The following is a 24,683-nucleotide window of genomic DNA, read 5'->3' as shown; positions in this document are numbered from 1 at the left end:
AGGCGCACCGCCGATGTGTGAGCTGCGCCGCGGTTCAGCGGCGTCCCGGCGGGTGCATGTTTCCCACCAATTGCGCTAGCAGCGGCGGGATTTCGAGCCGCGGCAACACCACCTCGACGAACACCATGCGGTCCTTGTGCTCGGCGGCCGCGGTGAGTGCGTCGTCGAGTTCGCCGTAGCTTTGCGCACGAAAGACGAGGTGGTTGGCCACCCCGAGTGTGCCGGGGACCTGCGTCCAATTCCAGCCGACAATGTCGTTGTAGGGGGCGGTCTCCCCGTGGATCGCGCGTTCGACGGTGTAACCGTCGTTGTTGACCACCACGATGACGGGCGAGAGTCCTTCGCGGGAGAAGGAGCCCAGTTCCTGAACGGTCAACTGCGCCGCCCCGTCGCCGATCAGCAGCACCGTCCTGCGCTCGGGATGTGCCACCGCCGCGCCGAAGGCCGCGGGCAACGTGTAACCGATTGAGCCCCAGAGCGGTTGGCCGATAAAGGTGACTCCCTGCGGGAGTACGTGGTCGGCCATTCCATAGAACGACGTACCTTGATCTGCCAGCACTACGTTCCCGGGAGTCAATGCCGCGCACAGCCGGTCCCACACCATCGATTGGGTGAGCGGCTCGTCGCGCGGGGGCGTAGGCACCGGTGGCGGGGCAGCCGGTGCCGGGACGGGCGGCGACTTGACTCCGCGTTCGGTGAGGATCGCCGTCAACGCGCTGAGCGCGGCACTCATCTCCAGTGGCGCGAACACCTCGTCGGCCACGTTGCTCTGGTATTGGCCGATGTCGATGGTGCGCGACGGGTCGATCCGCTGGCTGAAGAAGCCGCTGACCATGTCGGTGAACACCACACCCGCGGTCACCAGCACGGGCGCCTGCTCGATGGCCGTGCGGACGCGCTCGGTGCTGGCCGTTCCCGCGTAGATGCCCATGAAGTTGGGGGAGCTCTCGTCGAGCAGGCTCTTACCCCACATCAGCGTGGCATGCGGCACCACGTCTGCGTCGAGCAGAGATTGGAGCTCGTCGACCGCTCGCAGGCGGTGCACCAACAGGTCAGCGAGCACGGTCAGCTGGTGGTCTGCGATCAGCTTGGCGGCGGCTTCGGTGAACATGGCCAGCGCGCGGGGGCTGGTGCCCGCGCAGTTGCTCGGCAGCGGGTTGGCCGGGGGTTCGGTGGGGAAGCGCGCCACATCGGTGGACATCAGGATGTAGCCGGGACGCTTTTGTTCTCGGACCTCGCACAACACCCGGTCGATCTCCCGGCAGGCCGTCGCCGGCATCAGATTGGTTTGCGCGCACGTGATTTCGCGGCTGATCCGAAAAAAATGCTCGAAGTCACCGTCGCCCAGCGAGTGGTGCAGGGCGCGGCGCGTGGCCTGCGCGTCTTTCGACGGCCCGCCGACGATGTGCACGACGGGCACGTGTTCGGCGTAGCTACCCGCGATGGCATTGGCGAGCGATAGCTCCCCCACACCGAAAGTCGTTACCACAGCCGACATTCCGCGAAGCCGCCCATAGCCGTCAGCGGCGTAGCCGGCGTTGAGCTCGTTGGCGTTGCCCACCCAGCGCAGCTTGGGGTGGGCCACGATGTGATCGAGGAAGGCCAAGTTGTAGTCGCCCGGAACGCCGAAGACCTCCGAAATGCCCAGTTCGGCAAGGCGGTCGAGAAGATAATCACCGACGGTGTAAGCGGGATCAGTCACGGAGACGACGGTACGCCTAGAAAAACCCTATTCCCGCGGGGCGCTGCCCGCGATATCGTGCGGGCCATGGCAATCAAAGAATCCCGCGAGATCGTCATCGAAGCCAGTCCCGAGGAGATCCTGGATGTCATCGCCGATTTTGAGGCGATGCCCGAGTGGTCGGAGCCGCACCAGAGCGCTGAAGTACTCGAGACGGGCGCCGACGGGCGGCCCAGCAAGGTCAAGATGAAAGTCAAAGTCGCCGGGATCACCGACGAACAAGTGGTGGCTTACACCTGGGGCGACAACCAGGTGAGCTGGGAGCTGGTGAGCTCAGCCCAGCAGAAGGCCCAGGACGGCAAATATGTGCTCGTTCCCAAGGGCGACTCCACCCTGGTCAAGTTCGACCTCCTCGCCGACCCGAATGTGCCGCTGCCGGGCTTCGTGCTCAAGCGGGCCGTCAAGGGAACGATCGACTCCGCGACGAAGGATCTGCGCGAGCGCGTGCTGAAGGTGAAGAAGGGGAAGTAGCCGGCAGTGGATGGCGGGGGGCCATTGGCCGGGGTCAAGGTCATCGAACTCGGCGGCATCGGCCCCGGGCCGCACGCCGGCATGGTGCTCGCCGATCTGGGCGCCGACGTCGTCAGGGTGCGCCGGCCCGGCGTAGCGATCCCAAGTGCGGCCGCGGCGGTCGCGAGCCCGGCGCAGCCGGGCGAAGCGGGGCGCCGCAACAGCCAGAAGCCGGGTGAAGCGGGTCACCACAGAAGGGTGGGTCTGCAGATGCCCGCCGAAGACCGAGACCTGCTGCACCGGGGCAAGCGCATCGTCGACCTCGACGTCAAGACACAGCCCGGCGTGCTGCTCGACTTGGCGGCCCGGGCCGACGTGCTGCTGGACTGCTTCCGGCCGGGTACCTGCGAGCGCCTCGGTATTGGTCCCGAGGCGTGCGCGGCCGTCAACCCGCGCATGATCTACGCCCGGATTACCGGGTGGGGCCAGGACGGGCCGCTGGCGTCGACGGCGGGTCACGACATCAATTACCTGTCCCAGACCGGGGCGATGTCGGCGCTGGGTTACCGCGACCGGCCGCCGATGCCGCCGCTGAACCTGGTCGCCGACTTCGGTGGCGGTTCGATGCTGGTGCTGCTGGGCATCGTGGCGGCGCTGTACGAGCGCGAGCGCTCGGGCCTGGGTCAGGTGATCGATGCGGCGATGGTCGACGGGGTCAGCGTGCTCGCCCAGATGATGTGGACGATGAAGTCGACCGGCGCGCTGCGCGACGAGCGCGAATCGTTCCTGCTCGACGGCGGCGCGCCGTTCTACGGTTGTTATGAGACCTCCGACGGCAAGTACATGGCCGTCGGCGCCATCGAGCCGCAGTTCTTCGCGGCGCTGCTGGCCGGGCTCGGTCTGTCGGCCGACGAGGTACCCGCCCAGCTCGATGCCGCCTCCTTCCCACGGATGCGTGAGTTGTTCACGCAGAAGTTCGCCAGCCGCACCCGCGACGAGTGGACCGAGGTGTTCGCCGGTACCGACGCCTGCGTCACGCCGGTGCTCACCTGGGCCGACGCCGCCCGCGACGCCCACCTGACCGGAAGGTCGACCATCATCACCGCGCACGGCGCCGAGCAGGCCGCGCCGGCGCCGCGGTTCTCCCGCACACCGGCGCCACCGGTGGGTCCGCCTCCGGCGCGGACCACGGCGCTCGCGGAAATAGGCTGGTAACAAGGTATTTGCGTGAACCGCATCCGGGCTGTCGACAGCGTTGCTAGCTTGAACTCGGTGGCCGTAAAAGCATCGCGAGAATTCATCATTGATGCGCCCCAGGATGTGGTCATGGAGGCGCTGGCAGACGTCAGCATTCTGACGTCTTGGTCACCCCTGCATAAAAGCGTTGAAGTGATCGACTATTACCCCGACGGCCGACCACACCACGTGCGGGCGACTGTCAAGATTCTGGGCCTGGTGGACAAAGAGATTCTCGAATACCACTGGGGTCCGGACTGGGTGTGTTGGGATGCGGACAAGACGTTCCAGCAGCACGGTCAACACGTCGAATACAACCTCACGCCTGAGGGTCTGGACAAGACACGGGTGCGGTTCGACGTCACCGTCGAACCGTCGGGCCCGATCCCGGGGTTCATCGTCCGGCGGGCGAGTGAGCAGATTCTCGACGCCGCGGCCAAAGGCTTGCAGCAGCGCGTCATGGGCGACAATTCTGATCCGGACGAGAAGTGACGTTTGCAGCCGGTCAATGATTGCTAGTTTGAACGACAATGGCCATCCAAGCATCGAGTGAAGTCGTTATCGACGCCCCACCGGACGTCATCATCGACGCGCTTGCCGACATGCAGGCGGTGCCGTCATGGTCGTCCGTGCACAAGCGGGCCGAGGTGGTTGAAACCTGGCCCGACGGCCGCCCGCGCTATGTGAAGGTCGCCATCAAGGTGGTCGGCATCCAGGACCGCGAATTGCTCGAATACCACTGGGGCCCTGACTGGGTGGTGTGGGACGCCAAGAAGACCAAACAGCAACATGGTCAGCACGGTGAATACAACTTGAGCCGCGAGGGCGACGACAAGACGAGGGTGCGATTCACCATCACCGTCGAACCCTCGGCGCCGTTGCCTGAATTCCTGGTCAACCGGGCCCGCAAGAAGATTCTCGACGCGGCGACCGAGGGACTGCGACGCCGGGTGATGGGCAGCTAGCCTGCACGCAACGCCGCGAGCCGGCTGATCGCCTCGTCGAGGGTGTCCTCTCGTTTGCAGAACGTGAAGCGCACCAAGTGATTCCACACCTCGGCATGCCTGGCGGCCGGGTCGCAGAAGGCCGACATCGGGATGGCGGCCACGCCGACCTTCTCCGGTAGCGCCGCGCAGAACGCCGCGCTGTCGTCGTAGCCCAGCGGACGCGGGTCGGCGCACAGGAAGTAGGTGCCGTAGCTGTCGTGGACGCCGAAGCCGATATCGGCCAGCCCCGCGGCCAGCCGGTCTCGCCGGGCCTGCAGCGAACGGCGCAGGGTCGCCACCCAGTGGTCCTGGGTCTCGAGCGCCAGAGCCACCGCCGGCTGAAACGGCGCCCCGCCTACGTAGCTGAGGTATTGCTTGGCCGCGCGCACACCCGCGATCAGGTGCGCGGGGCCGCATGCCCAGCCGATCTTCCAGCCGGTGCAGTTGAACATCTTCGCCGCGCTGGAGATGGTGACGGTGCGTTGCGCCATGCCGTCGAACCCGGCGAGCGGGATGTGGGTGCGATCGTCATACGCCAGGTGCTCGTAGACCTCGTCGGTGATGACCAGCAGGTCGGCGGTCACCGCGAGCTCGGCGATGGCCTGCAGCTCCCGGTGGTTCAGGACCGCGCCGGTGGGGTTGTGGGGTGAGTTGACGATCAGGGCTCTGGTCCGGGGGGTGACCGCGCGTCGCAGCGCGTCGGTGTCGAGGGCGAAACCGCGACCCTGGGCAACCAGGGGCACGGCGACCCGGTGTGCGCCGGCCATCGCCACCACGGGTGAGTAGGAGTCGTAGAACGGCTCGACCAGCAGCACCTCCGAGCCGGGCTCTACCAGGCCCAGCACCGCGCCCGCGATGGCCTCGGTGGCGCCGACCGTGACCAGCACCTCGGTGTCAGGGTCGTAGTCGATGCCGAAATGTCTGCGGCGCTGAGCGGCGATGGCCTGTCGCAGCGGTTCAGTGCCCAGCCCGGGCGGGTACTGGTTGACGCCCGCGGCGATGGCGTCCTGTGCGGCCTTGAGCATTTCCGGGGGCCCGTCCTCGTCGGGAAAGCCCTGGCCCAGGTTCACCGCGCCGATCCGCGCGGCCAGTGCCGACATCTCGGCGAACACCGTGGTCGCGTAGGGCTGCAGCCGCGTGACCGTCATGGTGGTCGAGCTTAGGACGCTTCTCGGTCGCCGAGCGTGCGACCAGCTTCACGTCCGACGCCGAGCGTGCGACCAGCTTCACACTCGCGAGTGGTAGGAGGACGCCTGACCAGCGAACTCCCTCCCAACCAACAGGTTGGCCGAGGCCCCTGTTAGTGTTCCTCTACTGGACCTACTCTTTAAGACGGATCCAAACCCTCCCTTTTTGGAACAGGAAACCGACATGTCCGAAGAAGCCTTCATCTATGAGGCCATCCGCACGCCGCGCGGCAAGCAACGCAACGGCGCGCTGAACGAAGTCAAGCCACTGAGCCTGGTCGTGGGCCTCATCGAGGAGCTGCGCAGGCGCAACCCCGACCTCGACGAGAACCTGATCAGCGACGTCATCCTGGGGTGCGTCTCACCCGTGGGCGACCAGGGCGGTGACATCGCCCGCGCCGCGGTCCTGGCCTCGGGCATGCCCGTCACCTCGGGCGGCGTTCAGCTCAACCGGTTCTGCGCATCGGGCCTCGAGGCCGTCAACACCGCCGCTCAGAAGGTGCGCTCGGGTTGGGACGACCTGGTGCTGGCCGGCGGTGTGGAGTCGATGAGCCGCGTGCCGATGGGATCCGACGGCGGCGCCATGGGCCTGGACCCGGCCACCAACTACGACGTGATGTTCGTTCCGCAGGGCATCGGCGCCGACCTGATCGCCACCATCGAGGGCTTCTCCCGCGACGACGTCGACAACTACGCGCTGCGCAGCCAGGAGAAGGCCGCCGAGGCATGGTCGGGCGGCTACTTCGCCAAGTCCGTGGTGCCGGTCCGCGACCAGAACGGCCTGCTGATCCTCGATCACGACGAGCACATGCGGCCCGACACCACCAAGGAAGGCCTGGGCAAGCTGAAGCCGGCCTTCGAGGCCCTCGCGGCCATGGGTGGCTTCGACGACGTGGCGCTGCAGAAGTACCACTACGTCGAGAAGATCAACCACGTCCACACCGGTGGCAACAGCTCCGGCATCGTCGACGGCGCCTCGCTCGTCATGATCGGCAACGAGAAGGCAGGGGCGGCCATCAACGCGACCCCGCGCGCCCGCATCGTCGCCACCGCGACCAGCGGCGCCGACCCGGTCATCATGCTCACCGGCCCGACCCCGGCCACCCTCAAGGTGCTCGACCGCGCCGGCCTGACCGTCGACGACATCGACCTGTTCGAGCTCAATGAGGCCTTCGCGTCGGTGGTGCTGAAGTTCCAGAAGGACCTGAACATCCCGGACGAGAAGCTCAACGTCAACGGCGGCGCCATCGCCATGGGCCACCCGCTGGGTGCCACCGGCGCAATGATTCTTGGCACCATGGTCGACGAGCTGGAGCGGCGTAACGCCCGGCGCGCGTTGGTGACGCTGTGTATCGGCGGCGGCATGGGTGTCGCGACAATCATCGAGAGGGTTTGAGTTCATGGCAGACAACACCATTCAGTGGGATAAGGACGACGACGGAATCGTCACGCTGACGCTGGACGACCCGTCAGGGTCGGCCAACGTGATGAACGAGGCCTACATCGAGTCGATGGGCAAGGCCGTGGATCGTCTTGTCGCCGAGAAGGATTCGATCACCGGAGTGGTGATCACCAGTGGCAAGAAGACCTTCTTCGCCGGCGGCGACGTCAAAGGCATGATCCAGATCGGGCCGGAGAACGCCGGTGAGGCATTTGACCTGGTCGAGAACGTCAAGAAGCAGCTGCGCACGCTCGAGACCCTGGGTAAGCCAGTGGTGGCGGCGCTGAACGGTGCGGCGCTGGGCGGTGGCCTGGAAATCGCACTGGCGTGCCACCATCGAATCGCGGCCGATGTCAAGGGATCTCAGTTCGGATTCCCCGAGGCAACGCTGGGTCTGCTGCCGGGTGCCGGCGGTGTGACCCGCACCGTGCGGATGTTCGGTATCCAGAACGCCTTCGTGAACATCCTGTCGCAGGGCACCCGGTTCAAGCCGGCCAAGGCCAAGGAACTCGGCCTGATCGACGAGTTGTTGCCGACGGTCGAGGAACTGGTGCCGGCCGCTAAGGCATGGATCAAAGCCAACCCGGACAGCCATGAGCAGCCGTGGGACAAGAAGGGTTACAAGATGCCCGGCGGCACTCCGTCGTCGCCGTCGCTGGCGTCGATCCTGCCGTCGTTCCCGGCGTTGCTGCGCAAGCAGATCAAGGGTGCGCCGATGCCCGCGCCGAAGGCGATCCTGTCGGCCGCGGTCGAGGGCGCACAGGTGGACTTCGACACCGCGAGCCGCATCGAAAGCCGGTACTTCACCACGTTGGTCACCGGCCAGGTCTCGAAGAACATGATCCAGGCGTTCTTCTTCGACCTGCAGGCCATCAATGCCGGCAAGTCACGTCCGGACGGCATCGAGCCGGTCAAGATCAACAAGATCGGTGTGCTCGGGGCCGGCATGATGGGCGCCGGCATCGCCTACGTCTCGGCCAAGGCCGGTTATGACGTAGTGCTCAAGGACGTCAGCATCGAAGCCGCGGAAAAGGGCAAGGGCTACTCCCAGAAGCTGGAAGCCAAGGCGCTGGAGCGGGGCCGCACCACGCAGGAGAAGAGCGACGCCCTGCTGGCGCGCATCACGCCGACCGCCGACCCGGCGGACTTCAAGGGCGTCGACTTCGTGATCGAGGCGGTGTTCGAGAGCCAAGACCTCAAGCACAAGGTGTTCCAGGAGATCGAGGACATCGTCGAGCCCAACGCACTGCTGGGTTCCAACACCTCGACGCTGCCGATCACCGGTCTGGCGACCGGCGTCAAGCGGCAGGAGGACTTCATCGGGATCCACTTCTTCTCGCCGGTCGACAAGATGCCGCTGGTGGAGATCATCAAGGGCGAGAAGACTTCTGACGAGGCGCTGGCCCGGGTGTTCGACTACACGCTGGCCATCGGCAAGACCCCGATCGTGGTCAACGACAGCCGCGGCTTCTTCACCTCCCGGGTCATCGGCACCTTCGTCAACGAGGCGCTGGCCATGCTGGGTGAGGGTGTCGAGCCGGCCAGCATCGAGCAGGCCGGTTCGCAGGCCGGCTACCCGGCGCCGCCGCTGCAGTTGTCCGACGAGCTCAACCTGGAGCTGATGCACAAGATCGCTCTCGCCACCCGCAAGGGTGTCGAGGACGCCGGCGGCAAGTATGAGCCGCACCCGGCAGAAGCCGTGGTGGAGAAGATGATTGAGCTCGGCCGGTCCGGGCGTCTGAAGGGTGCCGGCTTCTACGAGTACCCCGAGGGCAAGCGTTCCGGGTTGTGGCCGGGCCTGCGGGACACGTTCCAGTCGGGTACCTCGCAGCCGCCGCTGCAGGACATGATTGACCGGATGCTGTTCGCCGAGGCGCTGGAAACCCAGAAGTGTCTTGACGAGAACGTGCTGATGACCACCGCCGACGCGAATATCGGCTCGATCATGGGCATCGGGTTCCCGCCGTGGACCGGTGGCAGCGCGCAGTACATCGTCGGTTACGAGGGCCCGCTCGGCCGGGGCAAGGAGGCCTTCGTGGCCCGCGCCCGTGAGCTGGCCGAGAAGTACGGCGACCGCTTCCTGCCGCCGGACTCGCTCACCTAAGTTCTGCCGAGCAGTCGCAAAAGCCCCCGAAAACTTGTGTTTTCGGGGGCTTTTGCGTCTCTTCGCGCGGGGTTACTAGAGTCACCGCTATGCGCTTCGGTCTCTTCATCCCGCAGGGCTGGCGGATGGATCTCGTCGGCATCGAACCCGAGCGGCACTGGGCGGTGATGCGCGATCTGGCGACCTACGCCGACGGCGGCGCCTGGGATTCGTTGTGGGTCTACGACCACTTCCACACCGTGCCGTTGCCCAGTGACGAAGCCACGCATGAGGCGTGGTCGTTGATGTCGGCTTACGCCGCCGTCACGTCGCGGATCAAGTTGGGCCAGATGTGCACCGCGATGAGTTACCGCAACCCGGTATATCTGGCCAAGGTGGCGGCTACCGCCGACATCATCTCCGGCGGCCGCGTCCAGATGGGCATCGGCGGCGGCTGGTACGAACACGAATGGCGTGCTTACGGTTACGGATTCCCGTCGGCCGGGGTGCGGCTGGCACGGTTGGACGAGGGCGTGCGGATAATGCGTGACGCCTGGCGTGACGGCAGAGTCAGCTTCGACGGCAGGCACTACCAGGTGGACGGCGCGATTGTTGCACCGAAACCGTTGCAACCCAATGGTCTTCCGCTGTGGATTGCCGGCGGGGGTGAGAAGGTGACGTTGCGTATCGCCGCCGCCTATGCGCAGTACACCAACTTCACGCCGGAACCGGAAGCATTCGCCCACAAGTCGCAGGTGCTGGCCGAGCACTGCCGCAAGCTGGGTACCGATTACGACGCGATCGTGCGATCGGCCAACTTCACCGCCGTGGTCGGCGCCTCGGAAGCCGAGGTCGATGACCGCAAGCAGCGGGTGCGCGGCCGATTGGCGGGCTATGTGCCTGACGCGGTGGCGGATTCGATGGTCGGGGGCATGCCGGATTCGGCGATGGGTACCACAGAACAGGTGATCGAGCGGCTCACCAAGGTTCGCGATCTTGGCTGCGAATACGCGATCTGCTATTTCCCCGAGGCCGCCTATGACCGTTCCGGGATCGAGTTGTTCGAGCGGGAAGTGATTCCCGCTCTGAGCTAATCGCCGGTGCGGGTGAAGGTTTGGTCGAAAGGCGTGTCGACGGCGGCGCACGCGCCGGTCTGCTGCTGGTGCCCGTGCCCACTGAGCCGCTGAATGGGGTTTTCCGGCGGTTGCGGCAGGGGAAACTCGGCGATGGCGTTGAAATGCAGTGTGCCGCCGGCCGGACACGGGTAATCGGCGTCCGCTGTCAGCGCCCAGATGCCGTTCTGGAATACCAGGGGGTTGTCGCCCGCTTTCCCGTAAAAATAGCTCATGCAGCGGTCGCCGGTGCGCAGGCAGGTCGTGGTGACGGCGGTCTCAGCGGGTTGCGTCGGAATAGACGACGTGGGGTAGGTCCGCAGTAGTTGGTAGTGGCCGTGCAGCGCCTCCGCCGGCGACACCACCCGCGGCGGCATGGTGGCTGGGTCGGCAACGGCGTCCATGTCGACATCACCGGTGCGAGTGAAGATTACCGGTCTCTTGTCGCGACAATTGGTGGCGCTGGTGCGGGTCATCTCGCCGTTGAGAGTGCCATCTGGATCCAGTTGCACCGTGAACGCCAGCCAGAATTCGGAGGGCGATTTAAGGCAATCGTCGTTCAGGGTCGCCACGGCCAGCCAGCGGCCGTCGACTTCGTCGAACACCATTGTCTTGGCTATATCGCTGCCTCGGCCCAGTCTCGTGGCCGTCGCGACGCACGTGCCGCCACATACCGAGCGGATCCCGTAGGTGGTGGAGAAGGGTCCCCCGCCGGTCCCGTCGCCGTCGAGTCCGGTGGCGGCGCCGAAATCCGCTCGGTAAGTCCCATTCAACGGTCCCGCGGTCAGCGGCACGTCCGAGGTCGTGGTCGTTGTGCTCCCCGGCGCAGATGACGTTGTGGCAGTAGTGGTTTGCTTGGCGGCGACCGCAGCCGGTCTGTGCATAAGCTTGTATCCCGCGAAGATCCCGCCGCCGACCAGCAATACGACCCCGACCAGTGCGGCGATCAGAGCACCTGATCGCTTGCGGGGCGGCCGGACAAAGGGCGCGGTGACGAACTGGTCCGCCCCGGTGATCTCGGGGCCGCTCTCGAAGTGCCTGCGCAGCGCGGAGGCAAACTCAGTGCAGGTGGCGAACCGGCCGGATGGTTCCTTCGCCATGGCGCGCATCAACACCGGATCGAGGCCGCGCAGGTCGGGCTTGCAAGCGCTCAGCGACGGGGGTGGAGCGTACAGATGGTGGGTTATGACGACGGCGGGATTATCGTCCGGATACGGCGGCGCGCCGGTCAGTAGATGAAAAGCTGTGCACGCCAGGGCATACTGGTCGGCACGCCCGTCGACCAGTTCGCCCTTGAGTTGCTCCGGCGCGGCATAGGCCACGGTGCCGACCGCCACGTTGGTTTCGGTCAGCCCGGCCGAATCGTCGATGCGTCGCGCGACGCCGAAATCGGCCAAATAGATGCGGCGGTCCTGCCCGTCGGGATCAGCCAGCAGAATGTTCGCCGGCTTGACGTCGCGGTGCAGCAACCCGCGGTCGTGCGCATAATCCAGTGCGGTTGCGACCGCGTCGACGATGGTCAGCACCTCTTCGACGGGCATGCCTGACGGGTACTGCTCTTTCAGGGACCGGGACACATCCGTGCCGGCCACGTAATCCATGGAAATCCAGAATTGACCGTCGAATTCGCCCCGGTCCTGAACTCCGACGATGTGCGGATGAGACAAGCCCGCGGCCAGCTCTGCCTCGCGGGTGAACCGCGCCCGGTACTCGGCGTCATCGGTGAACTCGGCGGGCAGCACCTTGAGCGCATCCTGGCGCGGCAACCGCGGATGCGTCGCTAGATACACCGTGCCCATGCCGCCGGCGCCCAGCACACGCTGGATCGTGTATCCGGCGAACGCTTGGCCGACATGCAGTGACACGGTGCTAATCGCCTGTACGAGTGAAGGTGTCGTCAAGATCCACGTTGACCGCACAGGTTCCGGTCTGAGCCCAGTGCCCGTGGCCCTCCAGCGACATCAGCGGATCCGCTGCCGGTTGTGGCAGCGGGAAAGTGGCGCTGATCCGCAGAGTCGTCGGGCTACCGTCGGGACACTTGCCGCTACTCACGTCGTCCCACGTCCAGCCACCGCCGGCGAATATCAGCGGGACATCACCCAAATCGTTGTGGAAGTAGCTCATGCACCGATCACCGGTACGTAGACAGTTGGTGACGATCGCGGAATCGCCCATCGGCTTGGGACTTTGGCCCGCGAACGTACGGGTCTGCTGATAGTGGCCGTGAAACGCTTCGGCCGCCGAGGGCACTCGCGGCGGAAGTGTCGCCGGGTCGGGCAGCCCCGACGGGGCGTCACCGGTGCGGGTGAAGGTCACGCTTCGTCGCTCCTGGCAGTTGTTACGGGCGGTGCGCGTTTGATCGCCGACCAGAGTTCCGTCGGGACGCGCCTCCAGCGTGAAGACCTCCCAGATCTCGCTGGTGTTGGCATTGCACGGTTGGGTGGACAGGGCCACCGCCACCCAGCTACTGCCCAGCTGGTCGAAGACCATGGTCGAGGCGAATACTCTCTCACCTTTCAGGCGCGACGCGGTTGCCACGCAGCCGGCGCCGCCGCAGATCGAGCGCACACCGTAGGTGCCCGTTGTGGGTCGCGCGTCGGGAACCGGTTTGCCGTCCAGGAACGTGACCGGGGCGAAATCAGCGCGGTAGGTGCCGGTGAACGGTCCCTGCGCGGCCCCGGGCGTGGCCTGCGGAGCCGCAGGCGGCGACCCCAGCGGCGCGGCGGTTTGCTTGCGGGAGGGCGTGAGCGTGCTGGCGGCAAAGACACCGCCGACGATCAGCAACGCGATCACCACGAGGATGCTGAGCAACACGGCCGGCCGCCGCACCCATCCTTTCGGGCCCTCCTCGGTCGACTTGAGCAGGGCGATCGAGGGCTGAGTTTGCCTGGCGTGCAGGTTGATCGGGGTGTCGTAGTCGTACGGCGCAAAGTGCTTGGTCAGTTCCAGTGCGAAGTCGCTGCAACTGGCGTAACGGCTGTTCGGGTCCTTCGACATCGCGGTGGCGAACACCGGGTCCAGCGCGACCAACTCCGGGCGGCGGGTGCCGAGGGAGGGCGGCGGCGAGCTGATCTGCTGGGTGATGACCACCGTGGGACTGCTGTCGGTGAACGGCGGAGCGCCGGTGAGCAGGTGGTAAGCCGTGCATGCCAGTGCATATTGGTCGGTACGCCCGTCGACGGGCTCTCCCTTGAGTTGCTCCGGCGCGGCGTAGGCAACGGTGCCGACGGCCACGTTGACGGCGGTGATGGCCGTCGCGTCATCGATTCGGCGCGCGATGCCGAAGTCCGCCAGATAGATTCGACGGGCCTGTCCGCCGTCGGGTTCGGTGAGCAGGATATTGGCGGGTTTGACGTCGCGGTGCAGCAGCCCGCGATGGTGGGCGTAGTCCAGGGCCGAGGCGACCGCGGAGATGATGGCGATGACCTCGTCGATGGGCAAACCGCGCTGATAGCGCTCATACAGCAGGTGGGAGGCATCGGTGCCGGCCACGTAGTCCATCGAGATCCACAACTGGCCGTCGTTCTCGCCGCGGTCGTAGATGCGCACGATATGGGGATGTGAGAGGCCCGCCGCCAAGTCGGCTTCGCGGGCGAACCTGGTCCGGTACTCGGGATCGGCGGTGTACTCCGCCGCCAGCACCTTCAGCGCGTCCTCGCGCGGCAGGCGCGGATGGGTCGCCAGATACACCCGGCCCATTCCGCCGGCACCCAGCATTCGCAGGATGGTGTACCCAGCGAATTCCTGGCCTACCTCAAGGGACATGGCCAAATCGTAATTGGTGCCTATTTGCGGCGGCACCGAACGATCCGTCTCGGCCAGGGCGTGCGAGAATGCAGTTTCCATTTTTGTGTAACGCTGTTGTACCGTTCAGTGAGTCGCATTATTCTCGTGCTCCGCCGGAGGACCCCCGATGCAGAAGGCGTTGGCCCCTGAAATCACCACCTGGCCCGACGAGAATCCGCAGCTGATCGGCAGCCGCTGCGCCGGCTGCGGAGCCACGACATTTCCCGTGCAGCGGCACTGTCCGCGCTGCAGCGGCAGCGAGATGGCCGACGTGCTGCTGCCCCGACGCGGCACGCTGGTCGCCTGGACCACCCAGGGCTTCGCACCCGGTGCGCCGTACGCCGGGCCGGTCGGCAAGGACTTCGTGCCGTTCGGGGTGGGTTTGGTGCAACTCGGCGACGTGATCCGGGTGGAGGGCCGGCTCACCGAAAATGATCCCGCCAAGCTGCGGTTCGGCCAGGACGTCGAGCTCACCATGGTGCCGTTGAATCGGGACGACGAGGGCACCGAGATCATGACCTTCGCTTTCCAGCCGGTCTGAGAGCGGGTTGCCGCGCACCGAAAAGGAGTCATCCGATGACTAATGATGTCGCCATTATCGGCGTCGGCCTGCATCCCTTCGGCAGGTTCGACAAGACCGCTATGGAGATGGGCGCCGAAGCGATTCAGCTCGCGCTGACCGACGCCGGCGTGGCATGGCAGGACATTCAGTTCGGCTTCGGTGGCAGTCACGAGGTGTCCAACCCGGACGCGGTGACCCGCCTGGTCGGGCTCACCGGCATCACGTTCACCAACGTCTTCAATGCGTGTGCCACCGCGGCCAGTGCCGTCCAGCAGACCGCTGACACGATCCGGTTGGGCAAGTATGACCTGGGGATCGCGATCGGTCTGGACAAGCACCCGCGGGGCGCGTTCACCGATGATCCCGCCAAACTGGCCCTGCCGCAGTGGTATGCGCAGAACGGGCAGTTCGTCACCACGAAGTTCTTCGGCATGAAAGCCAACAAGTACATTCACGACCACAACATCTCCCAGGCCACGCTGGCCAAGGTGGCCGCCAAGAACTTCCGCAATGGCGCTATCAATCCGAATGCGTTCCGCCGCAAGGCGATTCTCGAAGAGGAAATCCTCAACTCGGCGGTACTGAACTATCCGCTCACCCAGTACATGTTCTGTGCGCCCGACGAGGGAGCTGCGGCGGTGATCATGTGCCGGGCCGACATGGCGCACAAATACACCGACAAACCGGTGTATGTGCGGGCCTGCGAGATTCGCACCCGCCGCTACGGCGCCTATGAGGTGCATGCGACGTTCGCGCCGCTGGACGGTGACGACTCGCCGACCGTGTATGCCGCCAAGGCCGCCTACGAGGCGGCCGGCATCGGGCCCGAGGATGTCGACGTGGCTCAGTTACAGGACACCGACGCCGGCGCCGAGGTGATCCACATGGCCGAAACGGGTCTGTGCGCCGACGGCGAACAGGAAAAGCTGGTTGCCGACGGAGCCACGGAGATTCACGGCTCGATCCCGGTCAACACCGACGGGGGTCTGATCGCCAACGGGGAACCCATCGGTGCGTCCGGGCTTCGGCAGATGCATGAGTTGGTGCGACAGCTGCGTGGCGAGGCCGGCGATCGCCAGGTGCCAGGCAACCCGCGGGTGGGCCTGGCGCAGGTCTACGGCGCACCGGGCACCGCGTCGGCCACCATCCTGTCGCTCTAGCCCTCTGGCGAGCAGACGCCAAAGCCCCATGGAGCACACGCTCCTGGGGGCTTTGGCGTCTGCTCGCGCCACTAAATCGCCGGGCCGAGCAGGTCGTCGGCGTCGCGGATGACGTAACCGTAGCCCTGCTCGGCCAGGAACCGCTGCCGGTGCGCGGCATATTCGGCATCCAGGCTGTCGCGCGCCACCACCGAGTAGAAGATGGCGCCGCCCCCGTCGGCCTTGGGCCGCAGCAGCCGGCCCAACCGCTGCGCCTCCTCCTGGCGCGACCCGAAAGTCCCCGAAACCTGAACCGCGACAGAGGCTTCCGGCAAATCGATGGAGAAGTTGGCCACCTTGGACACCACCAGGGTGGAAATCTCACCACGCCGGAACTGGTCGAAGAGATCCTCGCGTTCCCGGGTCTTCGTCGACCCCTGGATCACCGGGGCCCCCAATTCGGCACCCAACTCGTCGAGCTGATCGAGGTAGGCACCGATCACCAGCGTCTGCTCACCGGGGTGATTCTTCAGAATCGATTTGACCACAGCGATTTTGGTATGCACCGTCGAACACAGCTTGTAGCGTTCCTCAGGCTCGGCCGTGGCGTAGATCATCCGCTCGTTGTCGGTCATGGTGACCCGTACTTCCACGCATTCGGCCGGTGCGATCCAGCCCTGAGCCTCGATGTCCTTCCACGGCGCGTCGTATCGCTTCGGCCCGATGAGCGAGAACACATCGCCCTCGCGGCCGTCCTCGCGGATCAACGTGGCCGTGAGGCCCAGGCGGCGCTTGGACTGCAGATCGGCGGTCATCCGGAACACCGGCGCCGGCAGCAGGTGCACCTCGTCGTAGACGATCAGGCCCCAGTCCCGGCTGTCGAAGAGCTCCAGATGCCGGTATTCGCCCTTGGTGCGGCGGGGGATCATCTGGTAGGTCGAGATGGTGACGGGCCGGATCTCCTTGCGCTCGCCGGAGTATTCGCCGATCTCGTCCTCGGTCAGTGAGGTGCGCGCCACCAACTCCCGTTTCCACTGGCGGGCAGCCACGATGTTGGTGACCAGAATCAGCGTTGTGGCTTGAGCCTTGGCCATCGCGGCGGCGCCGACCAGCGTCTTGCCGGCGCCGCAGGGCAGCACCACCACCCCCGAGCCGCCGGCCCAGAACGAGTCGGCCGCAAGCTGCTGGTAGTCGCGCAATTCCCACCCGTCGGGTTCCAGGCTGATCGGGTGCGCCTCACCGTCCACATAGCCGGCGAGATCCTCGGCCGGCCAGCCGATCTTGAGCAGCATCTGCTTGACCCGGCCCCGCTCGCTGGGGTGGACGGTGACCGTGTCGTCGTCGATGCGCGCGCCCAGCATGGGCGCGATCTTCTTGTGGCGCAGGACTTCTTCGAGAACGGCCCGGTCGAAGCTCACCAGCGTCAAGCCGTGGGCGGGATGCTTGACCAGTTGCAGGCGGCCGTAGCGCGCCATGGTGTCGACGATGTCGACCAGCAACGGTTGCGGCACGGCGTAACGGGAGGAGCTGACCAGCGCGTCGACCACCTGCTCGGCATCGTGACCGGCGGCGCGGGCGTTCCATAAGGCCAGGGGCGTGATGCGATAGGTGTGGATGTGCTCGGGTGCGCGTTCCAGTTCGGCGAACGGCGCGATGGCGGCGCGCGCCGCGCCGGCCATTTCGTGATCCACTTCGAGCAGCACCGTCTTGTCGGACTGCACGATCAACGGCCCGTCTGTCATGGGCGGTGTTCCTCCTATCGCTGCATCCCCGGCAAGCGGCTGGCGGGGAGCAACGTTCATTATCCTTCGTCCGCCGACATCACCGATGTGATGCGGTGGATGGCGAAGTCGCGCATCCGACCGGACCCCGAGTCGAAGGCCACCAGCTGGCCGCCCCGGACGACGATCGGGGACACCACCCGCTGGGTGGCCACCCCCGCGGCGTCGAGATAGCCGATGAGCACCGTTTCCTGGTCCTTGGCGGCGCGCTGCAGCAGCGACATCGACACCGCAGGGTCGACGCGGATGTTGCCGAACGGGGCCGCGGTCACCCTGCGCAGCACCCCCACGACGGCGTTCAGTGTTTCGCTGCTGGGACGGGGGACCGGCCGGTACGCCCGGCGGTGCGGCGGTGCGGGTACCCGCGCGCCGCGGGTGCGCACATCGACAATCGCACCGGAGGAGTCTTCGGCGGCGGGGGCGAATCCCGCCGACCGCAAGGCGGCGAGCACCTCGCCGATGGTCGCCGGTGACACCGCCACCGTCGGGGCCAGCGCCCGTAGGTGGAGCCCTTCGGTGGCCGGCGCCGCGACCGCCTGCGCCAGCAGCGCCGGGTCTTCGCAGCGCACGAAAGACGACGCCATTCCGATTCGCAGCTGACCGTGCCGGCGGGCCACGTCGTCGATGAGATAAGTCAGACCTTGCGGAACCGGCGTTTTGGAGTGATCGGCGAAGAACGCCTGCATCCAGTCGCGGGTCTTGCCGATATCCAGCGCATGCCGGATCGATTGTTCGCTGACCCGGAAAACCATTGCCGCGCCTGCTGATTCGACGGTGGCGACGGTGGCGAGGTCGTCGGCGAGGTCACCTTCCAGCGGGCCTGGTACCACCACGGTCAGGTCCGCCTGAACCAGGAAATGGTCGATCGGTTTGGGCAGCGCCCGGGTCATCGCGTCGACGACCGCCGTGGGGTCCGCCTCGTCCTCGAGCAGCGCGCGGCCCGGCGTGCTGATCGCCCCGCGCCCGATCAGGCCCAGCGCGTGGCCCTCGGCCAGCAAGTCCGCGACCGGTTCAGGCTGCAGCCGCCGGGACCAGCGCGGCCGTCGCCAAATCAGCGCTGCCGAGGCTGTCTTAGCGTCGACACCGCCGCCGGCCGGCAACCCGGCAAGCAACTCCAGCAGCAGCCGCCGATCCAGCGGTGCCGCGGTGGAGAACAACGAATTCGACAGCGCACCAAAAGGTTTGCCGTCAGGACCGCGGTTGCCGATCAGCGTCGGGCGGCAGGTCAAGTCGAGCCAGGTGGTGGCCAGCAGGTGCCAACGGTCGGCGGCGGCCAGGGTGCGGAACCGGTCGGCCGCTGTGGTGGGCGCCCAATAGGGCCCTTCCCCGTGGGCCGGATCGGGATCGGGCATCCCGCTGGCTATCAACCCCGCCGCGGCGGCGATTTCCAGGATGAGGCCCAGCCGGGCCTCTTCGATCCCGGTCACCTTGGCCAATCGCTTGAGCTCGCGAATACCGAGACCGCCGCTGCGCAGCTCGGAAACCGGTGCGTTACTGAGGTTCTCGAGGAGCACATCGACCTGGCGGAGCAGGTCGATGACCGCGCCGGCAGCCGCGGCGTCGGCGTCGGCGGGTTTGACGGTCGACGCGACGGGGTCGGGTTCGGTTAGCTGTGCCGGACCGGGCGACTCGCCGCGCAGCACCTGGGCGACGTGGCGGGGCAGGATCACCGTCTCGGCGTCGACGCGCCGCAGTAGGCCAGAGGCCAGCAGCTGTGGCACCGGGTGGTCCATCGGCGCGCCTGGCGCCGCGTCGCGGGTGCGTCCCATCGGGGATCCTTCGAGGAGCTTCTCCAGGACGTCGCGTTGGGCTTCGTCGGCCGCGGCGATCAGTGCGGCGATCTGCTCCCCGGTATGCGTGCGGTCCTCGAGCGTCACCTGCCCGGGATGCCACGGCAGCGCGGTTGCGGCGTCGGCGGCCACCCGCACCGCGGTTGCTCCCCAGACCAGGGCGCGGTTTCTCAGGTCGTCCAGTGCGGCCGTCAGGTCGGCCTCCGGAGCAAGGTCGCCGAGCAGGGCCGTCAACTTGGTGACCGGGACCGGTTCGGCGTCGGCTTGCAGCACCAGCAGGGCGTCGAGCACCGCCAGCCGCAGGAAATCCAGGTCGTCGGTGGCGGCCTTGACCGACTGACGCGCCTGAGCGCGCGCGGCCAGCGCCGCGATGCTGCCGGGTGGCGGCTGGGCAAGGTCCGGCCGCAGCTCCAAGAGCAGGATCAGCCGCTCGTCGGGCAGGTCGGCCAGCCAGGACCCCAGCGGGATATCCGGGGTGTGTTCGGTCATCGCTGATCAAGCCTAGGCGTGAGGTTCAACCTTCCGCCGCGGACGCTGGCCGGAGGTGTCAGAATAGAGCGCGTGGCTGACTCAAAGGCGCGCAAAGCGAAGTATGTGGACCCCGGCTGGCCCACGACGGACCCGGACGACCATGCGGTGAGCGAACTCGTGACAGACCGCACGGGTGCACTCTCGCCGTTCGGCGAAGTGGTGTTTCCGGTGCCTGCCGAGGAGTTGCCGTATGTCCATCCGGTGACGGTCGCCACCTGGTAGTCGTCGGGATGTCGGGGGCTGGGGCCTTTGAAGAGCGCTCTGCGGCCCCCGGGTCGGCGCTGTCACACCTGGACGAGCGCGGTGCGGCGCACATGGTCGACGTCACCGAAAAGGGGACCACACGGCGCACCGCTGTGGCAGCCGGCCTGTTGCGCACGACTGCTGAGGTGGTCGCGCTGATATCCGCCGGTGGCCTGCCCAAAGGCGATGCGCTGGCCACCGCACGGGTGGCGGGCATCCTGGCCGCCAAACGCACCAGCGACCTGATCCCGCTGTGCCATCAGCTCGCGCTCACCAAGGTCGATGTTGACTTCACCGTCGGCGCGTCAGATGTTGAGATCAGAGCGACGGTGCGCAGCACCGACCGAACGGGGGTGGAGATGGAAGCCTTGACCGCTGTCAGTGTGGCGGCCCTGACCCTGTACGACATGATCAAGGCGGTCGATCCGGCCGCACGCGTCGACGATATCCGGGTGCTGAGCAAAGAAGGCGGCCGCAGCGGAAGTTGGACCCGGCCGTGAGCCGGACCGCGCGCGTCGTCATCGCCTCGACCCGCGCCTCAGCGGGTGTGTACGCCGACGAATGCGGACCCATCATCGCCCAGTGGCTGGAACAGCGCGGGTTTCTCCCGACTCAGCCCCGGGTCGTGGCCGACGGCAATGAGGTGGGTGACGCGCTGCACGACGGGCTCGAGGCCGAAGTCGATGTGATCATCACCTCCGGGGGAACCGGAATCGCGCCCACTGACAGCACACCGGAGCAGACGGTGGCGGTGCTGGACTACATGATTCCCGGCTTGGCTGATGCGATTCGCCAGTCCGGCTTGCCGAAGGTGCCGACGTCGGTGCTGTCCCGCGGGGTGTGCGGGGTGGCAGGCAAGACGCTGATCGTCAATCTCCCGGGTTCACCGGGCGGGGTGCGAGACGGTCTCGGCGTGCTCGACGGCGTGCTCATCCACGCTCTCGAACAGCTCGCCGGCGGGGATCACCCGCGATGACGACGGTCCTGCGCGCCGCAGTGACCGACCAGCCGATCTCCCTTGCCGAACATGAGGCCCTGGTGAATCACCAGTCCGCCGGAGCGGTGGTGGGTTTTGTCGGCATGATCCGCGATCACGACGGCGGCCGCCCAGTGGTGCGGCTGGAGTATTCCGCACACCCGTCGGCGGCGGACGTGTTCAGCGAGGTCGTCGCCGAAGTCGCCGGTCACGCCGACGGGGTACGGGCCGTGGCCGCCAGCCACCGTATCGGCGCCCTACGTATCGGAGAAGCGGCTCTGGTGGCCGCCGTCGCGGCCGATCACCGTCAGGAGGCGTTCGCCACCTGTGCGCGCCTGGTAGACGCCATCAAGGAGCGATTGCCGGTGTGGAAGCACCAGTTCTTCGACGACGGGTCGGAAGAATGGGTGGGTTCGGCCTGATCCGCGGGCGTGAGCCCGTCGGATCAGACCAGAGCCACTAGCTGACCGGAGCCGCTACCAGGGCGTCCAGCGCGTCGTTGCCGGCGATGTCCTGGCCGACGATGGCCTGCCACAGTTGCTGGTGGTAGCCGACCTCCGCGACCTGGTGGATCTCCACGGGTGCGTTCTCGTCGCCGGGAGCCGGCGGCGTGACATCGGCGGGCGCAGGAGCCGGCTGGAAGGCGGTGTCCACGACCACAGGGGCGGGCGAAGCCGGCACGTCGGCCGGAGCCGGCGGCAGGTCGCCGGGGGCGGGAGCCAGGTCGGCCGGGGCCGGCGGCAGGTCGGCCGGAGCGGGCGGCAGGTCGGCCGGAGCGGGCGGCAGGTCGGCCGGAGCGGGCGGCAGGTCGGCCGGAGCGGGAGCCAGCGCCAGGTCGTTGCCGGCCAGCTGCACCTCGGGTGCGGGAGCCTCGACCGGCGGCGGCGCGTCGGGAATCTGCTCACCGTTGAGTGCGGGAGCGTCGATCGGCTGGCGGTCCCAGGCGGCCGACTGGGGAGCCGGGTTGTGCGGTGACGGGCCGGACAGGCCGGTCCCGCACACCGGCCAGGCGCCGCGGCCCTGAGTGGCCAGCACGCGCTCGGCGATGGCGATCTGTTGATCCTTGGTGGCCAGCTGGGCCGAGGGGGCGTACTCGCCGCCGCCGTGCGAGGCCCAGGTGCCGGCCGCGAACTGCACGCCGCCGTAGAACCCGTTACCTGTGTTGATCGCCCAGTTGCCGCCAGATTCGCAACGGGCTACCTGGTCCCATTCGGCGTCGGTGGCCGCTGCGGCCTGACCGGCCATGGCGATGCCGCCGCCACCGAGGACCGCACCGGTGAAGGCGATCTTGGCGACGCTGACGCTCGAGGTAGTGGGCTTGCGGTGACGTCCAGTCATACGCTCAGTAATTCCTCTCGGTAACACGCTTGCGAGGTCAGCTGTCGGGTTCGGATGGGAGAGGTCACCCGGCCAGTCGTTCACCATTGATACGACGTTGGCTTCACCCCAAGGGGCCGTAACAGCCCCGGTCCGATCTCGGTGGACCTGGTGGGTCCCCCGCCTCCATCCGCGGGTCGGAATCCCTCGCCTACCGGATGGAGCTCAGCGCGCTGTAGGTGAAGGAGGGCTCATCGCTCGGGTTGGGTTTGACGAGCCTCCCGAGACGGTAGCGGGTTACGGCGATCCCGTCACGTGTGACGTTGATCGGCGTTTTCGTCACACCGGGAGCTCAAAACGCCAGGAAGCGGCCGCGTTTGCGCAGCTCATAACACCCGACATCGGAGCGTGGCCGGGTTGTTATCGTTCCGTTACGTGAGATAACTCACACTTTTTATCCGCCGGCGAACGGGGGGAGTACGTCAACCGTGTCGCCGGCGGATAACGCCGCGGCCTCATCTCGAACTGCAATTCCGTCGAGCAGATACGAGCATCGGCTCAAAATTGTTGCCAGGCGTGTACCCCGATTGGCCAGCTCTTTAACCAACTCGGCCACGGTCGTGCCGGTTGGCAACACCAGCGTCTCGGACTCGATGCCTGCTGCGGCCCTGGCCGCCGCGAAGTAGCGGACCGTCACCTCGATCTCAACGGCGCCTGAGGACGCCGCAGCGGGACGCTCAGCCACCGATGGCGCTCATCGGGCGGTCGGGCTGAATGAAGCCGGGTTCGTTGATCCCGTGGCCGGCCGGTTTGGCCCACATCGCCGCGCGCCAGGCCGCCTCGATCGCGTCGTCGTCGGCGCCGCTGCGCAACAGGCCGCGCAAGTCGGTTTCCACACTCGAGAACAGGCAACTGCGGATCTGGCCGTCGGCGGTCAGCCGGGTGCGGTCGCACGTGGAACAGAACGCCTGGGAAACCGATGCGATGATGCCGACCTTGCCACCCGGGGTGTCCGCGCCTGGCTCGACCAGCCACAGCTGAGCAGGTGCCGAACCGCGCGGTGCCGGGTCGGGTTCGAGGCGGAAGTGCGGGCTCAGCGCCGAAAGGACGTCATCGGCGCTCAGCGCCGCGCCGGGACGCCACTGATGCCCGGCGTCGAGCGGCATCTGCTCGATGACCCGCAACTGGTAGCCGTTCTCGAGGCAGAAACGCAGCAGTTCGACGACGTCCTGACGGCCGGTGGCGGGGTCCAGGACCGCATTGACCTTGACCGGCTGCAGACCGGCGGCCTTGGCCGCGGCCAGGCCGGCGATCACGTCGTCAAGCCGGTCGCGGCGCGTGATGGCCGCGAAGTGAGCCGGGTTGACGCTGTCCAGCGAGACGTTGACTCGGTCAAGTCCCGCGGCGGCCAGGCCCGCCGCCCGTCGTGCCAGCCCCACCCCGTTGGTGGTCAAGGAGATCTCGGGGCGATTGGTCAGCCCGGCCGCCGCGGCAATGACGTCCTCGAGGTGTCGCGCCAGCAGCGGTTCGCCACCGGTGAAGCGGACGTTGGTGATGCCCAGCCGGCTGACCGCGATGCGCAGCAACCGGGCCAGTTCGTCGGACGTGAGCAGCTGGTGGCCGGGCAACCAGTTCAGGCCGTCCTCGGGCATGCAGTAGCTGCACCGCAGATTGCAGCGGTCGGTGAGCGAGACGCGCAGGTCGGTGGCGACGCGACCATAGCTGTCCAGCAGCGGTCCGTCTCGGGGGCCTGCTATGGGCTCGGTCGCGGCGCCCTGAGCGGGCACCGTCGGTACGCCCAACGCGGTCAGCGTCATGCGGCCACCCGGGCGTCGGTGGGAACGATCTCTTTACCCAGTGGAACCAGCGACACGGGGATCAGTTTGAGGTTTGCCACGGCCAGTGGAATCCCGATGATCGTCGCGGCCATGGCGATCGCGCTCGCCAGATGCCCGATCGCCAGCCACAGCCCGAACAGCAGCACCCAGATGACGTTGCCGACCAGCGCGCCCGTCCCGGCGCCGGGCTTCTCGACGATGGTGCGGCCGAAGGGCCACAGCGCATATGACGCGATTCGCAGCGCCGCGAAACCGAACGGGATGGTGACGATCAGCAGGAAGCACACCAGCGCCGCCAGCAGATAGCCGAGGGCCAGCCAGAGGCCACCGAAAACAAGCCAGATAACGTTCAGGATCAGGCGCATCTTTCCTCCAGCGGTAATGCCAGCCTACCGAGTACCCGCTAAACCGGGGTGCTCGGCGGGCAAGCACCCGAGTAGGATCTGTGATCGTCATCGCGTCCTGTGCAGGCGGGACGCGTCTT

The 24,683-nt window shown here is 66.9% G+C and carries 23 protein-coding genes and 1 riboswitch; of the genes, 13 read left to right on the top strand and 10 right to left on the bottom strand.

All coding sequences use genetic code 11. The annotated features are described in order from the left end of the window. Positions 1 to 34: 34 nt before the first annotated feature. Positions 35 to 1,702 carry an alpha-keto acid decarboxylase family protein gene (locus AWC08_RS16165; protein ID WP_065137345.1) on the bottom strand — a complete coding sequence of 556 codons (1,668 nt, stop codon included), beginning with the start codon at positions 1,700 to 1,702 and terminating at the stop codon, positions 35 to 37. Between the two features lie 66 nt (positions 1,703 to 1,768). Here AWC08_RS16165 and AWC08_RS16160 point away from each other — a divergent pair, with 66 nt between their 5' ends. From AWC08_RS16160 to AWC08_RS16145, 4 genes are read left to right on the top strand one after another with little or no spacing between them, the layout of a single operon-like run. Beyond that, positions 1,769 to 2,212, top strand: a complete 444-nt coding sequence (locus AWC08_RS16160; RefSeq protein ID WP_065137346.1) for an SRPBCC family protein — start codon at positions 1,769 to 1,771, stop codon at positions 2,210 to 2,212. Between the two features lie 6 nt (positions 2,213 to 2,218). After that, positions 2,219 to 3,406 (top strand): CaiB/BaiF CoA transferase family protein, encoded by a 1,188-nt coding sequence (locus tag AWC08_RS16155; RefSeq protein ID WP_142283620.1) that lies wholly within the window; start codon positions 2,219 to 2,221, stop codon positions 3,404 to 3,406. 57 nt (positions 3,407 to 3,463) lie between these two features. After that, positions 3,464 to 3,919 carry an SRPBCC family protein gene (locus tag AWC08_RS16150; RefSeq protein WP_082986782.1) on the top strand — a complete coding sequence of 152 codons (456 nt, stop codon included), beginning with the start codon at positions 3,464 to 3,466 and terminating at the stop codon, positions 3,917 to 3,919. A 38-nt stretch (positions 3,920 to 3,957) separates the two neighbouring features. Next, a complete protein-coding gene (locus AWC08_RS16145) occupies positions 3,958 to 4,392 on the top strand; it encodes an SRPBCC family protein (protein ID WP_065137348.1) in 435 nt (144 codons plus the stop codon). Here AWC08_RS16145 and AWC08_RS16140 read toward each other — a convergent pair. Continuing rightward, on the bottom strand, positions 4,389 to 5,561 hold the full coding sequence (locus AWC08_RS16140) for a pyridoxal phosphate-dependent aminotransferase (RefSeq protein ID WP_069433515.1): 1,173 nt from the start codon (positions 5,559 to 5,561) through the stop codon (positions 4,389 to 4,391). The genes AWC08_RS16145 and AWC08_RS16140 overlap by 4 nt on opposite strands. A 223-nt stretch (positions 5,562 to 5,784) precedes the next feature. Between AWC08_RS16140 and AWC08_RS16135 the strand changes: the two genes are divergently transcribed. The 3 genes from AWC08_RS16135 (at position 5,785) to AWC08_RS16125 (ending at position 10,218) form a co-directional block, all read left to right on the top strand. Continuing rightward, positions 5,785 to 6,996 carry an acetyl-CoA C-acetyltransferase gene (locus tag AWC08_RS16135; RefSeq protein WP_065134641.1) on the top strand — a complete coding sequence of 404 codons (1,212 nt, stop codon included), beginning with the start codon at positions 5,785 to 5,787 and terminating at the stop codon, positions 6,994 to 6,996. A 4-nt stretch (positions 6,997 to 7,000) separates the two neighbouring features. Continuing rightward, positions 7,001 to 9,145, top strand: a complete 2,145-nt coding sequence (locus tag AWC08_RS16130; RefSeq protein WP_069433514.1) for a 3-hydroxyacyl-CoA dehydrogenase NAD-binding domain-containing protein — start codon at positions 7,001 to 7,003, stop codon at positions 9,143 to 9,145. A gap of 89 nt (positions 9,146 to 9,234) precedes the next feature. After that, the gene (locus AWC08_RS16125) at positions 9,235 to 10,218 is read left to right on the top strand and encodes an LLM class F420-dependent oxidoreductase (RefSeq protein ID WP_069433513.1); all 984 of its coding nucleotides are present in this window, start codon (positions 9,235 to 9,237) and stop codon (positions 10,216 to 10,218) included. Here the strand turns inward: AWC08_RS16125 and AWC08_RS39075 are convergent. Both AWC08_RS39075 and AWC08_RS39070 read right to left on the bottom strand, forming a co-directional pair. Then, positions 10,215 to 12,101 (bottom strand): serine/threonine-protein kinase, encoded by a 1,887-nt coding sequence (locus AWC08_RS39075; protein ID WP_069433512.1) that lies wholly within the window; start codon positions 12,099 to 12,101, stop codon positions 10,215 to 10,217. The genes AWC08_RS16125 and AWC08_RS39075 overlap by 4 nt on opposite strands. Positions 12,102 to 12,105: 4 nt before the next feature. Continuing rightward, on the bottom strand, positions 12,106 to 14,001 hold the full coding sequence (locus AWC08_RS39070; protein WP_069433520.1) for a serine/threonine-protein kinase: 1,896 nt from the start codon (positions 13,999 to 14,001) through the stop codon (positions 12,106 to 12,108). A 148-nt stretch (positions 14,002 to 14,149) separates the two neighbouring features. Between AWC08_RS39070 and AWC08_RS16110 the strand changes: the two genes are divergently transcribed. Together AWC08_RS16110 and AWC08_RS16105 are read left to right on the top strand one after the other, a co-directional pair. After that, positions 14,150 to 14,563, top strand: a complete 414-nt coding sequence (locus AWC08_RS16110) for a Zn-ribbon domain-containing OB-fold protein (protein WP_065134645.1) — start codon at positions 14,150 to 14,152, stop codon at positions 14,561 to 14,563. Positions 14,564 to 14,598: 35 nt separating this feature from the next. Then, complete coding sequence (locus tag AWC08_RS16105) at positions 14,599 to 15,744, top strand: thiolase family protein (protein WP_069433511.1); 1,146 nt, start codon at positions 14,599 to 14,601, stop codon at positions 15,742 to 15,744. A gap of 71 nt (positions 15,745 to 15,815) precedes the next feature. On the opposite strand, the gene AWC08_RS16100 is transcribed toward AWC08_RS16105, so the two are convergent. Continuing rightward, the gene (locus AWC08_RS16100) at positions 15,816 to 17,465 is read right to left on the bottom strand and encodes a DNA repair helicase XPB (protein ID WP_085087972.1); all 1,650 of its coding nucleotides are present in this window, start codon (positions 17,463 to 17,465) and stop codon (positions 15,816 to 15,818) included. Between the two features lie 59 nt (positions 17,466 to 17,524). Further along, positions 17,525 to 19,783, bottom strand: coding sequence for a helicase-associated domain-containing protein (locus tag AWC08_RS16095; protein ID WP_069433509.1), 2,259 nt, complete (start codon positions 19,781 to 19,783; stop codon positions 17,525 to 17,527). 72 nt (positions 19,784 to 19,855) lie between these two features. Here AWC08_RS16095 and AWC08_RS16090 point away from each other — a divergent pair, with 72 nt between their 5' ends. The 4 genes from AWC08_RS16090 to AWC08_RS16075 are packed head-to-tail and all read left to right on the top strand — an operon-like array spanning position 19,856 to position 21,466. After that, on the top strand, positions 19,856 to 20,047 hold the full coding sequence (locus AWC08_RS16090; RefSeq protein ID WP_414855569.1) for a hypothetical protein: 192 nt from the start codon (positions 19,856 to 19,858) through the stop codon (positions 20,045 to 20,047). An 8-nt stretch (positions 20,048 to 20,055) separates the two neighbouring features. Continuing rightward, positions 20,056 to 20,568 carry a cyclic pyranopterin monophosphate synthase MoaC gene (gene moaC / locus AWC08_RS16085; RefSeq protein ID WP_069433508.1) on the top strand — a complete coding sequence of 171 codons (513 nt, stop codon included), beginning with the start codon at positions 20,056 to 20,058 and terminating at the stop codon, positions 20,566 to 20,568. Beyond that, on the top strand, positions 20,565 to 21,044 hold the full coding sequence (locus AWC08_RS16080; protein ID WP_372513490.1) for a MogA/MoaB family molybdenum cofactor biosynthesis protein: 480 nt from the start codon (positions 20,565 to 20,567) through the stop codon (positions 21,042 to 21,044). Before moaC ends, AWC08_RS16080 begins: the two co-directional genes overlap by 4 nt. After that, positions 21,041 to 21,466 (top strand): molybdenum cofactor biosynthesis protein MoaE, encoded by a 426-nt coding sequence (locus AWC08_RS16075; protein WP_065134651.1) that lies wholly within the window; start codon positions 21,041 to 21,043, stop codon positions 21,464 to 21,466. The genes AWC08_RS16080 and AWC08_RS16075 overlap by 4 nt, the downstream gene beginning before the upstream one ends. Before the next feature lie 37 nt (positions 21,467 to 21,503). Here the strand turns inward: AWC08_RS16075 and AWC08_RS16070 are convergent, their stop codons facing one another. The 4 genes from AWC08_RS16070 to AWC08_RS16055 all read right to left on the bottom strand — a co-directional run bounded on the left by AWC08_RS16070 (position 21,504) and on the right by AWC08_RS16055 (position 24,564). Next, the gene (locus AWC08_RS16070; protein WP_069433506.1) at positions 21,504 to 22,382 is read right to left on the bottom strand and encodes a transglycosylase family protein; all 879 of its coding nucleotides are present in this window, start codon (positions 22,380 to 22,382) and stop codon (positions 21,504 to 21,506) included. 9 nt (positions 22,383 to 22,391) lie between these two features. Further along, positions 22,392 to 22,566, bottom strand: a riboswitch (cyclic di-AMP (ydaO/yuaA leader). A 249-nt stretch (positions 22,567 to 22,815) separates the two neighbouring features. Further along, positions 22,816 to 23,106, bottom strand: coding sequence for a MoaD/ThiS family protein (locus AWC08_RS16065; RefSeq protein ID WP_232007844.1), 291 nt, complete (start codon positions 23,104 to 23,106; stop codon positions 22,816 to 22,818). Beyond that, positions 23,099 to 24,178: a GTP 3',8-cyclase MoaA gene (gene moaA, locus AWC08_RS16060; RefSeq protein ID WP_069433505.1), complete on the bottom strand. Its 1,080-nt coding sequence runs from the start codon at positions 24,176 to 24,178 to the stop codon at positions 23,099 to 23,101. Before moaA ends, AWC08_RS16065 begins: the two co-directional genes overlap by 8 nt. Then, a complete protein-coding gene (locus AWC08_RS16055) occupies positions 24,175 to 24,564 on the bottom strand; it encodes a YccF domain-containing protein (protein ID WP_065134654.1) in 390 nt (129 codons plus the stop codon). The genes moaA and AWC08_RS16055 overlap by 4 nt, the downstream gene beginning before the upstream one ends. Between the last annotated feature and the right edge of the window lie 119 nt (positions 24,565 to 24,683).

It is taken from the genome of Mycobacterium gordonae, assembly GCF_002101675.1.
GTDB lineage: Bacteria > Actinomycetota > Actinomycetes > Mycobacteriales > Mycobacteriaceae > Mycobacterium > Mycobacterium gordonae.
Note: the sequence above shows the minus strand (reverse complement) of the source record. Positions and strands in the feature narration are given on the sequence as shown.

Coding starts and splice junctions, on each gene's coding strand:
- AWC08_RS16160 (WP_065137346.1), top strand. CDS start 1,769: ATGGCAATCAAAGAATCCCGCGAGATCGTCATCGAAGCCAGTCCCGAG.
- AWC08_RS16145 (WP_065137348.1), top strand. CDS start 3,958: ATGGCCATCCAAGCATCGAGTGAAGTCGTTATCGACGCCCCACCGGAC.
- AWC08_RS16140 (WP_069433515.1), bottom strand. CDS start 5,561: ATGACGGTCACGCGGCTGCAGCCCTACGCGACCACGGTGTTCGCCGAG.
- AWC08_RS16135 (WP_065134641.1), top strand. CDS start 5,785: ATGTCCGAAGAAGCCTTCATCTATGAGGCCATCCGCACGCCGCGCGGC.
- AWC08_RS16130 (WP_069433514.1), top strand. CDS start 7,001: ATGGCAGACAACACCATTCAGTGGGATAAGGACGACGACGGAATCGTC.
- AWC08_RS16125 (WP_069433513.1), top strand. CDS start 9,235: ATGCGCTTCGGTCTCTTCATCCCGCAGGGCTGGCGGATGGATCTCGTC.
- AWC08_RS39070 (WP_069433520.1), bottom strand. CDS start 14,001: ATGTCCCTTGAGGTAGGCCAGGAATTCGCTGGGTACACCATCCTGCGA.
- AWC08_RS16110 (WP_065134645.1), top strand. CDS start 14,150: ATGCAGAAGGCGTTGGCCCCTGAAATCACCACCTGGCCCGACGAGAAT.
- AWC08_RS16105 (WP_069433511.1), top strand. CDS start 14,599: ATGACTAATGATGTCGCCATTATCGGCGTCGGCCTGCATCCCTTCGGC.
- AWC08_RS16100 (WP_085087972.1), bottom strand. CDS start 17,465: ATGACAGACGGGCCGTTGATCGTGCAGTCCGACAAGACGGTGCTGCTC.
- AWC08_RS16095 (WP_069433509.1), bottom strand. CDS start 19,783: ATGACCGAACACACCCCGGATATCCCGCTGGGGTCCTGGCTGGCCGAC.
- moaC (WP_069433508.1), top strand. CDS start 20,056: ATGTCGGGGGCTGGGGCCTTTGAAGAGCGCTCTGCGGCCCCCGGGTCG.
- AWC08_RS16075 (WP_065134651.1), top strand. CDS start 21,041: ATGACGACGGTCCTGCGCGCCGCAGTGACCGACCAGCCGATCTCCCTT.
- AWC08_RS16070 (WP_069433506.1), bottom strand. CDS start 22,382: ATGACTGGACGTCACCGCAAGCCCACTACCTCGAGCGTCAGCGTCGCC.
- moaA (WP_069433505.1), bottom strand. CDS start 24,178: ATGACGCTGACCGCGTTGGGCGTACCGACGGTGCCCGCTCAGGGCGCC.
- AWC08_RS16055 (WP_065134654.1), bottom strand. CDS start 24,564: ATGCGCCTGATCCTGAACGTTATCTGGCTTGTTTTCGGTGGCCTCTGG.